Origin of the sequence: Curtobacterium sp. ME26, assembly GCF_903970945.1 — a bacterium.
GTDB classification, from domain to species: domain Bacteria; phylum Actinomycetota; class Actinomycetes; order Actinomycetales; family Microbacteriaceae; genus Curtobacterium; species Curtobacterium citri.
In genome coordinates, this window is record NZ_CAJCKG010000067.1 from 1 (window position 1) to 12,465 (window position 12,465).

13 protein-coding genes are annotated in these 12,465 nt (G+C 73.4%); 4 read left to right on the top strand and 9 right to left on the bottom strand.

Going from position 1 to position 12,465, the window contains the following annotated elements; genetic code table 11:
- Positions 1 to 190: 190 nt before the first annotated feature.
- Genes H7A69_RS15940 through H7A69_RS15955 form a run of 4 tightly spaced genes read right to left on the bottom strand, consistent with a single transcriptional unit; the run spans position 191 to position 4,085 of the window.
- A complete protein-coding gene (locus tag H7A69_RS15940) occupies positions 191 to 1,042 on the bottom strand; it encodes a class I SAM-dependent methyltransferase (RefSeq protein WP_182047950.1) in 852 nt (283 codons plus the stop codon).
- Between the two features lie 56 nt (positions 1,043 to 1,098).
- A complete protein-coding gene (locus tag H7A69_RS15945; protein ID WP_182047951.1) occupies positions 1,099 to 2,244 on the bottom strand; it encodes a P-loop NTPase in 1,146 nt (381 codons plus the stop codon).
- A complete protein-coding gene (locus tag H7A69_RS15950) occupies positions 2,237 to 2,734 on the bottom strand; it encodes a DUF1003 domain-containing protein (protein WP_069711788.1) in 498 nt (165 codons plus the stop codon). The genes H7A69_RS15945 and H7A69_RS15950 overlap by 8 nt, the downstream gene beginning before the upstream one ends.
- A gap of 31 nt (positions 2,735 to 2,765) precedes the next feature.
- On the bottom strand, positions 2,766 to 4,085 hold the full coding sequence (locus H7A69_RS15955) for a magnesium transporter MgtE N-terminal domain-containing protein (RefSeq protein ID WP_182047953.1): 1,320 nt from the start codon (positions 4,083 to 4,085) through the stop codon (positions 2,766 to 2,768).
- Between the two features lie 174 nt (positions 4,086 to 4,259).
- Between H7A69_RS15955 and H7A69_RS15960 the strand changes: the two genes are divergently transcribed.
- Positions 4,260 to 5,243 carry a general stress protein gene (locus tag H7A69_RS15960; protein WP_182047954.1) on the top strand — a complete coding sequence of 328 codons (984 nt, stop codon included), beginning with the start codon at positions 4,260 to 4,262 and terminating at the stop codon, positions 5,241 to 5,243.
- A 93-nt stretch (positions 5,244 to 5,336) separates the two neighbouring features.
- On the opposite strand, the gene H7A69_RS15965 is transcribed toward H7A69_RS15960, so the two are convergent.
- Positions 5,337 to 5,855: a GNAT family N-acetyltransferase gene (locus H7A69_RS15965; protein ID WP_083263761.1), complete on the bottom strand. Its 519-nt coding sequence runs from the start codon at positions 5,853 to 5,855 to the stop codon at positions 5,337 to 5,339.
- 18 nt (positions 5,856 to 5,873) lie between these two features.
- Positions 5,874 to 7,358, bottom strand: a complete 1,485-nt coding sequence (locus H7A69_RS15970) for an aminopeptidase P family protein (protein ID WP_182047955.1) — start codon at positions 7,356 to 7,358, stop codon at positions 5,874 to 5,876.
- Between the two features lie 61 nt (positions 7,359 to 7,419).
- Here H7A69_RS15970 and H7A69_RS15975 point away from each other — a divergent pair, with 61 nt between their 5' ends.
- Positions 7,420 to 8,301, top strand: a complete 882-nt coding sequence (locus tag H7A69_RS15975) for a PHP domain-containing protein (RefSeq protein WP_182047956.1) — start codon at positions 7,420 to 7,422, stop codon at positions 8,299 to 8,301.
- A gap of 96 nt (positions 8,302 to 8,397) precedes the next feature.
- Here H7A69_RS15975 and H7A69_RS15980 read toward each other — a convergent pair whose 3' ends face one another.
- Positions 8,398 to 9,915, bottom strand: coding sequence for a DEAD/DEAH box helicase (locus H7A69_RS15980; RefSeq protein ID WP_182047957.1), 1,518 nt, complete (start codon positions 9,913 to 9,915; stop codon positions 8,398 to 8,400).
- A 104-nt stretch (positions 9,916 to 10,019) separates the two neighbouring features.
- Here H7A69_RS15980 and H7A69_RS15985 point away from each other — a divergent pair, with 104 nt between their 5' ends.
- Complete coding sequence (locus H7A69_RS15985; RefSeq protein ID WP_259346270.1) at positions 10,020 to 10,736, top strand: ferritin-like domain-containing protein; 717 nt, start codon at positions 10,020 to 10,022, stop codon at positions 10,734 to 10,736.
- Positions 10,737 to 10,804: 68 nt separating this feature from the next.
- On the opposite strand, the gene H7A69_RS15990 is transcribed toward H7A69_RS15985, so the two are convergent.
- Both H7A69_RS15990 and H7A69_RS15995 read right to left on the bottom strand, forming a co-directional pair.
- Positions 10,805 to 11,092: a hypothetical protein gene (locus H7A69_RS15990; protein WP_069711621.1), complete on the bottom strand. Its 288-nt coding sequence runs from the start codon at positions 11,090 to 11,092 to the stop codon at positions 10,805 to 10,807.
- Position 11,093: 1 nt separating this feature from the next.
- Positions 11,094 to 11,318, bottom strand: coding sequence for a DUF3107 domain-containing protein (locus tag H7A69_RS15995; protein WP_069711785.1), 225 nt, complete (start codon positions 11,316 to 11,318; stop codon positions 11,094 to 11,096).
- 150 nt (positions 11,319 to 11,468) lie between these two features.
- Between H7A69_RS15995 and H7A69_RS16000 the strand changes: the two genes are divergently transcribed.
- A complete protein-coding gene (locus H7A69_RS16000; RefSeq protein ID WP_182047958.1) occupies positions 11,469 to 12,410 on the top strand; it encodes a UvrD-helicase domain-containing protein in 942 nt (313 codons plus the stop codon).
- The last annotated feature ends 55 nt before the right edge of the window (positions 12,411 to 12,465 follow it).

Below are 12,465 nucleotides of genomic sequence, written 5' to 3' on the forward strand. Positions count from 1 at the left end.
AATCCTTTATTTAATGTTTAAAGCATGAGAAGGCATAAGCAGTTCCCCGGATTGACTGGAGTTCAGAAGTGTGCTCTGCCGAGCCGTACGACACCGAGGCGACCTGACGAACGTCTCGTGACCGCTGACGGACGGGAGGCACGGTGCCGGCTGGCACCGTGCCTCCCGTCCGTCGTCCGGTCGCGTCGGGTCAGTCCTTCGTCGCGACGATCGTGAACGTCGTGGGCACGCGGTCGCGGTCCCCGGCGGGCCACACCCACGAGCCGTGGCCGTCCTCCTCCATGCGCGGGCTGAAGCGCCAGGGGAGCGTCCGGCCCTCGTCGAGCCGGCGGAGCCGCAGCCCGGCGCCGAGCAGGGCGTTCACGACCTCGGAGAGCGGGTGCGGCCACTCGTACGTCCGGGTGTTCGCGACGGTGCCCTCCCCGACGTAGGTGCCCGCGTCCTCCCACTGCTGCGCCGTGCCGTCCGGGAAGTACCGGTACCGGCTGACGAGCTCGGCCGCGTCCTCGTCGAGGGCGTACAGCGCCGGGTGCCCGTCGCGGATGAAGAACACGCCGCCCGGACGCAGGAGCGCGGCGACCTGTGCGGCCCACCGGTCGAGGTCGGGCAGCCAGCAGATCGTGCCGATGCTCGTGTAGACGACGTCGAAGTCGCCGGTGACGGCGGCGCGGGCGTCGAGCACGTCGGTCTCGACCCACGTGACGTCGAGGCCGAGGCGTGATGCGAGGGCGGCCGCCGAGGCGAGGGCCGGTGCCGAGAAGTCGACCCCGGTCAGCCGTGCGCCCTCGCGCGCGAGGGAGACGGTGTCGGTGCCGATGTGGCACTGCAGGTGGCAGACGTCGAGACCGTCGAGCGAGCCGTCCGGCAGCCACGGGGCGAGCGCGGGCAGGTCGTCGCGTACGACGTCGGACCGGTGCGCGGGGTCGTCGAGCGCGGCGACGTCGTAGGCGCCCTCGTGGATGGGCACGCGGTCGTCCCAGTTCGCGCGGTTCGTGTCCCGCGCGGCGTCCCAGTCGACGGTGACGTGGTCGGAGCTGTCCATGCCGACACGGTACCGAGGCGGCCGTCGGCGACGCGAGCGCCGCCCGGGAGGGGCGGTCAGGACAGCGTCAGCCCGAGCTTCCGGCCGGCGAGCCCGCGGCCCATCGTCGTGATCCGCTCGGCGACCCCGCGCAGGGCCACGGCCGCCGGGTCCTCCGGAGCGCCGAGCACGACGGGCAGGCCGATGTCCCCGCCCTCCCGGAGCGGCACCGAGAGCGGCACGCGACCGAGCACCGGCACGGGCACGTCCTGCCCACGGGACAGCCGCGCCGCGGTCTCGTCCCCGCCGCCCTCGCCGAACAGGTGCAGCACGGTGCCGTCGGGCTGCACGAGCCCGGCCATGTTCTCGACGACGCCGATGACCCGCTGCCCGGTCTGTCGAGCGACGACCCCGCTCCGCTCGGCGACGTCGGCCGCCGCGGCCTGCGGCGTCGTGACGACGAGCACCTCGGCGTGGGGGAGCAGCTGGCCGACCGAGATCGCCACGTCGCCGGTCCCGGGCGGCAGGTCGAGCAGGAGCACGTCGAGGTCGCCGAACCACACGTCGGTGAGGAACTGCGCGACCGTCCGGTGCAGCATCGGCCCGCGCCAGGACACCGCGGTCGAGACGTCGTCGACGAACATGCCGATCGAGACGACCTTCACCTCGTGCGCGACCGGCGGCAGGATCATGCTGTCCACGCGGGTCGGTCGGGGTGCGACGCCGTGCGCGTCCGTCAGCCCCATCAGCCCGGGGACGCTGAAGCCGTGCACGTCGACGTCGACCACGCCGACCCGCTGTCCGGCGGCAGCGAGCGCGACCGCCAGGTTGACGGTGACGGTCGACTTGCCGACGCCGCCCTTGCCGCTGGTCACGGCGATGACCCGGGTCAGGGTGTCCGGCGTGAACTGCACGCCGCGCGGCCGGTCGCCACGCAGCCGCTCGGTGAGCGCGGCCCGCGTCGCCGGGCTCATGACGGAGACGTCGACGTCGACGTGGTGCACGCCGTCCACGGAACCGGCGGCCGACCGTACGTCGCGCTCGATCGTGTCGGCGGCCGGGCACCCGACGATCGTGAGCTGCAGGTCCACGCGCACCGAGCCTCCCGGCTGCACGTCGACGCCGCGGATCATGTCGAGCTCCGTGACGGGGCGACGGATCTCCGGGTCGAGCACGCGGCCGAGCGCAGCGAGGACGGCTTCGCCGAGACGCTCCTCAGCCACGCGTGGTCGTGCCCGGCTCGTCGGCGAAGCCGGCGTCCTCGGTGTCGCGGCGGTCGAGCTCCTCGAGCAGGGACCGGAGCTCGGCGCGGATGAAGTCCTTCGACGCCATGTCCCGCATCGCCAGGCGGAGGGCGACGACCTCGCGGGCGAGGTACTCGGTGTCCGCCAGGTTCCGCTCGGCGCGCTGGCGGTCCTGCTCGAACTGCACGCGGTCGCGGTCGTCCTGCCGGTTCTGCGCGAGCAGGATCAGCGGTGCCGCGTACGAGGCCTGCAGCGACAGCACGAGCGTCAGCGCCGTGAAGCCGATCGCCGCGGAGTCGAACTGCCACGGCTTCGGAGCCAGCGTGTTGTAGCCCATCCAGACGGCGCAGAAGAGGGTCAGGCCGACGAGGAACCAGGGCGTGCCCATCGCGCGCGCGATGCCCTCGGTCGCCCGACCGAAGGTGTCACCGCGGCCGCGACGCCGGGTCGGGAGCACGCGCGTGCGCATGCCCTTGGGCGAGTCGAGTCGTTCCTGGCGGTCATCCGTTCGGGCCACGGGTGGTCCTCCTTCCCGTCGTCACGGGGGTCTTGCGCGGGCGTTGGCGGAGTCGCGAGGGGGCTTCCCCCTCGCCCTGACTTCGCCAGTCGTCGGGCAGGACGTGGTCGAGGACGTCGTCGATCGTCACCACCCCGACCAGGCGGTGGGCGTCGTCGACCACGGGGACGGACACGAGGTTGTAGGTCGCCATGACGCGCGTGACCTCGGCGGCGCTGGCGTCGACCCGCACCGGTTCGGTCTGCTGGTCGATGAGCGTGCCGAGGCGTTCGTTCGGCGGGTAGCGGAGCATGCGCTGGAAATGCACCAGGCCGAGGAACCGACCGGTCGGCGGCTCGTACGGCGGCAGGGTCACGCAGACGCTCGCGCCGAGCGCCGGGGCGAGCTCGTGCCGGCGGATGAGCGCGAGCCCCTCGGCCACGGTCGCGTCGGCGGAGACGATGACCGGCTCGGTGGTCATGAGGCCACCGGCGGTGTCCGGCTCGTACTCCAGGAGCATGCGGACGTCCTGCGCCTCCTCCGGCTCCATGAGCTGCAGCAGCGCCTCGCTCCGGTCGTCGGGGAACTGCGCGAGCACGTCGGCGGCGTCGTCCGGCTGCATTTGGTCGAGGACGTCGGCGGCGCGGGCGTCCTCGAGCCGGGTCAGGATGTCGATGCGCTCCTGGTCGGGCATCTCCTCGAGCACGTCGGCGAGCCGGTCGTCGGGGAGCTCCTCGGCCACCTCGAAGCGGCGTTCCTCGGGCAGGTCGAGCAGCGTGCTGGCCAGGTCGGCCGGAACCAGGTCGGAGTACGCGGCGATGACGTGCTCGGCGGACTGGGCCTCGCCGGGGAGCTCGTCCTCGGTGACCTCGTTCCAGGTGGCGAAGGTCGTCGGCCCCTTGCCGAACGGCGACGGGGTCGTCTTCGGCTTGCGGAGGAAGAGCTGCGACACCTCCCAGTCGCCCTGCCCGCGGTCCTCGATCGCGACGTCCTCGATCGTGGCGCGGATGCGGTCGCGGGTCAGCAGGACCTTGCGTCCGAGCATCTCGGCGATCACCCGGACCTCGCCGCCGCGCTGCTCGAAGCGGCGCATGTTGACGATGCCCGTGGTGATGACCTGGCCCGCACCGATCGACGTGACGCGTCCGATGCTCAGGAAGATGCGGCGCTTGCCGGGGACCTCGACGATGAGCCCGACCACGCGTGGGGGATCGGCCCGTCGGTACACCACCAAGACGTCCCGGACGCGGCCGACGCGGTCGCCCGCGGGGTCGAAGACGGAGCACCCGGCGAGGCGGGCGACGAAGACCTTCGAGGCGCTCACCCGTCCAGCGTAGTCGGTGCCGGTCCGGGCGCATGCCCGACGGACGGCGCCGACCCTGAGGCATCCCGGAGGCACCCGGAGGCGCAGGCTGCGCCGGCGGAGCACCGCGGAGCACCCCGGAGACACCCGGGAGGCGCACGTGCGATCGCAAGGTGCCCGGTGGATGATAGCTGGGTGAGCAACCAGAGCCCGTTCGCCGGACGCACCGCCCAGGCCTTCCCGACGCTGCCGCGCGGGGACGTCCTCGGCACCTACGACAGCTACCCGGACGCGCAGCGCGTCGTCGCGAAGCTGGCGGAGGCGGACTTCCCCGTCGCGAAGATCGCGATCGTCGGCAACGACCTCAAGACGGTCGAGCGCGTCACCGGCAAGATGACGTACGGTCGCGCCGCCATCGCGGGCGCGCTGTCCGGCCTCTGGCTGGGCATCTTCTTCGGCATCGTCCTGACGTTGTTCTCGCCGACCGCCGGGGGCCTGATCATCGCCGCCGCGATCATCGGTGCCGCGTTCGGCATGCTCTACGGCATCGTCTCCTTCGCCATCACGAAGCGGCAGCGCGACTTCACGAGCGTGCACCAGGTGCTCGCCACGAACTACCAGATCGTCGTCGACCCGCAGCTGACCGGGCAGGCGCAGCAGATCCTCGGCCAGCACGGCGCGACCCCGTCGACGCACTGGAACGACGCCCCGCAGCCGGGAGCACCCGGCACGAGCGCGCGGCCCTTCCAGGGCCAGGAACCGTGGCGCCCGGGCCCGCAGCAGGGGTCGCCGTACGGCGGACACGCCACGCCGCACCGGCCGGGAGGCACGCAGCAGCCCGGCACGTCGGGCCCCGGCCCGCAGGGCGGTCGCCCCGGTGACGGTGGTCGCCCCCAGGACGGTGGGCCGCGGTACGGCACGAACGACGGCCCGCGGTACGGCACGAACGACGGCCCGCGGTACGGCACGAACGAGGGACCCCGCTACGGCGAGACCCCGCAGACCGCGCAGCAGCCCGCGCCGGCCGTCGACCCGCGGGTGCCGCAGTCGCGGCCCGACGAGCGCCCGCAGTACGGCGAGCGTGTCACGGGTGCGGACGACGACCGCGGGCGCGGTGCCGACCGCGGCGGTGCTGCTGACGGTGCACCGGAGCAGCGGCGCGACGACGACCGCGCCTGACGGCCCGAGGCCCTCGCCGACGAGACGACGGAACGACGCCCGCGACCGACCACCGGGTCGGCGCGGGCGTCGTCGTCCGTGCGGGGGTCCCGGCTACAGGACCTTCGAGTAGCAGACGGAGCGCGCTGCCCCGACGTAGGGGCCGAAGTTGGCGATGCGGGTGAAGCCCTCGCGCTCGTAGAACCCGATGGCGCGCTGCTGCTGGTCACCGGTCTCGAGCACGAGCGCCGGCGACCCGAGGTCGATCGCGGCCTCCTCGAGGCGACGGAGGATGCCGGTCGACACCCCGGCACCGCGCGACTCGGGTCGGACGTACATGCGCTTCACCTCGGCGATGCCGTCCTGCACGAGGCGCAGCCCACCGCAGCCGAGCGGCGTGCCGTCCTCGTCCCGTGCCACGAAGAACACCGCGATGGACTCGGCCGTCGGCTTCTCGCCGGGCTCGGTGTCGCCACCGTAGGACCGGTCGATCTCCAGGCGCTGCGCGGCTCGGAGCCGCTGCGCGTCCGGCGAGTCGAAGTGCTCGACGTCGATGGACAGCCCCCGCGGCACGGTGGTGCCGGTCGGTGCGGGGACCGCGGCGGGCGTCGTGCTGGGGCTGGTGTCGGGCATCGTCGTCACCGGTCCAGGCTAGCGGCCGGACCGCGCGATCCACCCCTCCACTTCCGAGGGGGTCCGGGGGATGCCCACGGAGAGGTTCTCGGCACCGTCCTCGGTCACCAGGACGTCGTCCTCGATGCGGACACCGATGCCGCGGAACTCCTCGGGGACGGTGAGGTCGTCCTGCTGGAAGTACAGGCCGGGCTCGATCGTGAAGACCATGCCGGGCTGCACGGTGCCGTCGATGTACATCTCGCGGCGGGCCTTCGCGCAGTCGTGCACGTCGAGCCCGAGGTGGTGGCTCGTGCCGTGCACCATGTAGCGGCGGTGGAACTGGTTGTCCGGCTGGAGCGACTCCTCCGCGGTCCCGGGCAGGAAGCCCCACTCGGCGGTCTTCCGGGCGATGACCTCCATGGCGGTGGCGTGGACCTCGCGGAAGGTGATCCCGGGCCTGACGATCGCGAACGCGGCGTCCGCCGCCTCGAGCACGGCCTCGTAGACCATGCGCTGCACGTCGGTGAAGGTCCCGCTGACCGGCAGCGTGCGGGTGATGTCGGCCGTGTAGAACGAGTCGACCTCGACACCGGCGTCGATGAGGATGAGGTCGCCCGGCTCCACGGCGCCGTCGTTGCGGGTCCAGTGCAGGATGCAGGCGTGGTGGCCGGACGCGGCGATGGTGTCGTAGCCCACCGTGTTGCCGTCGGCCCGGGCACGGCGGTTGAAGGTGCCCTCGACGATGCGCTCGCCGCGGGGGTGCGCCAGGACGGCGTCGAAGTCGGCGATGACGTCGTCGAACCCGGACTTCGTGGCCTCGACGGCCTTCCGGAGCTCGTTCTCCTCGTACGCGTCCTTCACGAGCCGGAGCTCGGACAGGTCGCGGGAGAGCACGTCGTCGGTCGCGGGCGCGGCGTCGGTCGCCTCGGCCCCGCCCACCGCGGTGCCGAGGCGGGCGTCGAGCGCGCGGGTCAGCTCGTCGTCGGCGTCGCGGACGAGCAGCACCGAGGCGTCGAGCCCGTCGGCGACCTCGGCGAAGGCGCCGAGGTCGGCCGTCGCGAGCCCGAGGTCGGCGGCGACCTCGTCGAGCGACGGACGCGGGCCGACCCAGAACTCGCCGATCTCGGGGTTCGCGTAGAACTCCTCGGAGTCGCGGCCGGCCGTGGCGCGGAAGTACAGCGTGGCGTCGTGCCCGGACCCGTTCGGCGTCAGCACGAGCACGGAGCCGACGACCGTGTCGGTGCCCCAGCCGGTCAGGTGCGCGAAGGTCGAGTGCGGGCGGAACGGGTAGTCGCAGTCGTTCGAGCGCACCTTCGCCTGTCCGGCGGGCACCACGATCGTGCGCCCGGGGTGCAGCTCCGAGATCCGGGCGCGGCGCTCGGCTGCGAAGGCCGACTGCTCGCGGGGCTCGGGAGTGGGCCGCACACGGTCCGCCCACTGCGACGCGATGTGGTCCTTGAAGGTCGAGGACCCGGGGGTGGTGGAACGGTTGCTCGTCGCGCGAGGGGTGGTGTCGGCCATGTCACCCATCATCGCACTGAGCTGACCGTGCGGCCTGAGCGGCTGTTCACCTGTCGCTAGCATGGTCGACGTGCCCGATCCGTTCATCGACCTGCACGCCCACTCGAGCGTCTCCGACGGCACCGAGCGCCCCGCCGCACTCGTTGCCGCAGCCGCCGCGGCCGGACTCGACGGCGTCGCCCTGACGGACCACGACACCACCGCGGGATGGGACGAGGCGACCGCCGCCGTCCGCGACCGGCCGATGACACTGGTGCCCGGACTCGAGCTGAGCACCCGCGTCGGGTACCGGAGCGTCCACGTGCTCGGCTACCTCGTCGACCCGTCCGACCCGGGCCTCGTCGAGGAGACGACCCGCATCCGCGACGGCCGGTTCGCCCGCGCCCGACGCATGGTCGACCGGATCGGCCGCGACCACCCGATCACGTGGGACGACGTGATCGCGCAGGCCAGCGACGGTGCGACCATCGGCCGCCCGCACATCGCCGACGCGCTCGTCGCCCGCGGGCTCGAGCCCGACCGGAGCGCCGCCTTCCGCGGCATCCTGCACCCGGCCTCCGGCTACTACGAGCCGCACGATGCCCCGACGCCCCTGCGCGGGGTGGAGCTGATCCGGGCGGCCGGCGGTGTCCCGGTCATCGCGCACCCGGCGGCGTCCTCGCGCGGGATCGTCATCGACGAACCGGCGCTCCGGGAACTCGTCGACGCCGGGCTCGGCGGCCTCGAGGTCGACCACCGCGAGAACCTCGCGCACGGCAAGCGCACCCTGCTCGACTGGGCGGAGCGCTACGGCCTGTTCGTGACGGGGTCGAGCGACTACCACGGCACCGGCAAGCCGAACCGCTTCGGTGAGCACCGCACGGCCCGGGTCTCCTTCGACGCGATCGTCGAGCAGGCGACGGGCAGCGCGCCCGTGCACGGCGTGGGCTCCCGCCTGGCCTGACCCCCGTCCGCTCGACCCCGGCACGGCCGGCCCGCGCGTGGGCTGGGACGACGAAGGGCCCGTCGCGTCAGCGACGGGCCCTCCGGTCCGGAGGCGCTACTCGCCGTCCGACGACCCCTGCGGAGCCGAGGCGGTCGCCTCGGCGGAACCGCTGCCGCCGCGGCGACGGCGGCGACGCCGACGCTTCGCGGCACCGTCGGTGGTCGAGCCCTCGCCGGCGGGCTGCGCGGCGTCGGGACCCGTGGACTCGACGGCCGGAGCCGACGTGGCGGCCTCGGACGAGCCTCCCGTCCGGGTGCGCGAGCGCGGACGCGAGCCGCCCCGCTCGCCGCCCTGGCGGTCACCGCTGCGCTCGGAGCCGCGACGGTCGACGCTGCGCGGGGCGCCCCGGCCGGCGGAGGAGGAGCCGGCCTCGGCCGCGTGCGAGGGCGCGCCGGGCAGGCGACCCTTCGTACCGGCGGGGATGTCGAGGTCGCTGAACAGGTGGGGCGACGACGAGTAGGTCTCGACGGGCTCGGGGATGCCGAACTCGAGGGCCTTGTCGATCAGCGTCCACTTGTGCAGGTCGTCCCAGTCGACGAACGTGACCGCGATGCCCGTCTTGCCGGCGCGACCGGTGCGGCCCGCGCGGTGCAGGTACGTGTCCGGGTCGTCCGGGATGGTGTGGTTGATCACGTGCGTGACGTCGTCGACGTCGATGCCGCGGGCGGCGACGTCCGTCGCGATGAGCACGTCACGCTTGCCGGCCTTGAAGGCGGCCATCGCGCGCTCGCGCTGCTCCTGGTTGAGGTCGCCGTGCACGGCCGCGGCGTTGAACCCGCGGTCCTTCAGCTCCTCGACCAGCTTCGCGGCGGCGCGCTTGGTGCGCGTGAAGATCACGGTCTTGCCGCGGCCCTCGGCCTGCAGGATGCGGGCGATGACCTCGTCCTTGTCGAGCGAATGCGCGCGGTAGATGACGTGCTTGATGTTCGCCTGCGTCAGGCCCTCGTCGGGGTCCGTCGCGCGGATGTGCACCGGGCGGGTCATGAAGCGGCGGGCGAGCGCGACGATCGGCGCCGGCATCGTCGCCGAGAACAGCATCGTGTGCCGCACCGCGGGGACGGCCTGGAAGATGCGCTCGATGTCCGACAGGAAGCCGAGGTCGAGCATGCGGTCGGCCTCGTCGAGCACGACCTCCTGCACGTGGGAGAGGTCGAGGAGGCGCTGGCGCTGCAGGTCGATGAGGCGACCGGGCGTGCCGACGACGATCTGGGCGCCGGCCTTGAGCTGCTCGATCTGGCCCTCGTACGCCTTGCCGCCGTAGATCGACACGATCGTGGTCGACCGGTTCGAGGTGGCGAGCTCGAGGTCCTCGGTCACCTGCACCGCGAGCTCGCGGGTCGGGACGACGACGAGCGCCTTGACGCCGTGCTCCGGGTCGGCGCCGAGGCGCTGGATGAGCGGGAGGCCGAAGCCGAACGTCTTGCCGGTACCCGTCTTGGCCTGGCCGATGATGTCCTGGCCGGTGAGGGCGAGCGGGATCGTCTGCTGCTGGATCGGGAAGGGCTCGGCGATGCCCTTCGTCGCGAGCGCGTCGACGATGTCCTGCTCGATGTTGAGGTCTGCGAAAGTCAAAGAAGCACCTTAGTCCTGGTGGAAGTCCAGGCCAGTCTACCGACGGTCGGCGACGAGCACGCCCGCGGGCCGGAGCGGGGTGCCACGGCCCCTATGCTGGTCGCGTGGTGTCGTGGTGGAACCGGAAGCGCGCTGCGCAGCTCGCGGCGGCGTGGCTGGCGTCGCGGAACCCGCGGAACGCCAAGCCCGTGGAGCGCCTGCAGCTGGACGACGTCAGTCCGGAACTCGACGTGTACCTGGGACAGGCCGCCTACCTCCAGCTCTCGCTCTACGAGACGATGGGCCGCGCGGGAGCTGCGGCACCCACGATGTCGGGCCGCCTGGTGACCGGCGTCCTCGCGACGACCGCGCTCGAGCGGCACCGGACGCTCGTGGCCGAGATCGAACGGCACGGCGGGCAGCCCGCCGAGCTGATGGAGCCGCACCGCGAGGCGATCGACCGCTTCCTCGCCCGCACGAGCGGCGCCGACTGGTACGAGTCGATGCTGACCGGCTACGTCACCGCCGGCATCCTCAACGACCTGTTCGGCAGCCTGCTCCGCTCGCTGCCGGCCGACGTGCGGCAGCGCCTGCGGACGGTCTTCGACGCCCGTGAGGAACGCGCGGTCGTGGACGAGCTCGCGGCGCACATCGAGCAGGACCCGCAGGTCGGTTCGCGGCTCGCGATGTGGGGCAGGCGGCTGGTCGGGGACACGCTCCTCGTGGCGCGGTCGGCGCTGGCGTCGCACGCGCGTGAGGACCAGGAGCGGCTCGAGCCGGTGTGGACCGAGCTCATCGCGGCGCACACGCGGCGGATGGACGCGCTCGGCCTGACGGCCTGACCGTCCGGCGGGTCAGGCGCGGGCGCGCCGACGGTCCGGCGAGATCAGGCGCGGGCGGTCCGGCGGGCTCAGGCGCGGGCGCGCTCGAAGAACGCGTCGTCCGCGGTCGTGCGACGACGACCGAGCACCCACTCGGTGACCACCGCGACGACACCGGCACCGACCAGGGCGACCACCCAGATCCAGCCGCCGTCGTACCGCCAGCCGGCCCAGGTCAGGGCCTCCCAGGCCACGGCGGCCGTGATGCCGCCGACCGCCGGGCCGAGCAGCGCGCCCCGCGTGGAGCGCCAGGGCACCACGACGTGCGCGACGGCCCCCGCGAGGAGGCCGCCGAGCACGGCGAAGAGCAGTTCCACGTCAGGCGACGAAACCGATGCGGCGCGACTCCTCGGCGCCGACCTCGACGTAGGCGAGCGAGGCGACCGGCACGATGAAGCGGCGGCCCTTGTCGTCCTTGAGCGACAGGTGGGTCGACTGCGACTCGAGGGCCTGCGCCACGGCCTGCTCGATCTCCTCGGCGCTCTGGGCGGTCTCGAAGGCGATCTCGCGCGGGCTGTTGATGATGCCGATCTTGATGTCCACGAGCACAGCGTATCCGAGCACCCCGCGCGCGGATCGAGCGTTCGCCCGGGGCGCACTCGTGGCCGTCCCCGGCCGCGGACGCGCCCGCTCTCCCGCCGCGGCACCGGTGCGTCGGCCGGAGCTGTCGGCCGTCCTCGGTACCGTTGCCGCGTGCCCAGGACGACGCTGACGACCCTCCCCGAGGACGTCGGGGTCGCCCGCCCGCTCGTCGCCGACCCGACGCAGGACGCGGTGCTCGCGCTGCCGGACGGACGGCACGCGGCCGTGCTCGGGGCGCCCGGCACCGGCAAGACCACGACAATCGCGCGGCTCGTCGCCGACCGGCTCGGCCGGGCCGACGCGGTGTCGGCGGACGGCCACGCGTCGGTGCTCGCCCTGACCTCGGCCCGCACGGCCGCCACCGCGCTCCGCGACCGTCTGGCCGCCGCGGCCGGCCGGGTCGTGCCCGGGGCCCTCGCCCGGACCGTGAACTCGCTCGCCTTCCAGGTCGTCGCGCACGCGGCCGCCCTGCAGGGACAGGAGCCGCCGACCCTGCTCACCGGCGGCGAACAGGACCGCATCATCGCCGACCTGCTCGACGGGCACGAGGTCGACGGCACCGGGCCCGCGTGGCCCGCACCGATCACCGCGGTGGTTCGGGAGCGCGCCGGGTTCCGCACGGCCCTGCGCGACGTCATGATGCGCGCGGTCGCGGCCGGCGTCGAGCCGGAGGACATGCGGGAGCTCGGCGACGAGTCCGGGCGGCCGGAGTGGCGGGCCGTCGGCGACTTCGTCGACGAGTACCGGGCCACGGTCAGCGCGTTCCGCGGCAGCAGCCTCGACGCCGCCGAGCTCGTGGCCTTCGCGACCGCCGCGGTGCTCCGCGGCGAGGTCCCGGCGAGCGTGGCGGCGCTCCGGCTGGTCGTCGTCGACGACACCCAGGAGCTCGTCGAGGGCGAGGTCGCGCTGCTCGGCGCGCTCGCCCGTGCGGGGACGCAGGTCGTGGCCTTCGGCGATCCGGACATCGCGGCGTCGGCGTTCCGCGGCGCCGAGCCGGACGTGCTCGGGCGTCTGGCCGTGCGCCTCGGCGTCGAGCGGGTCGACGAGACGTAGTATGAGCGTGGGGTAGGGAAAGGAGGTTCAGAGAGTGTCATGAGACGACGATAGG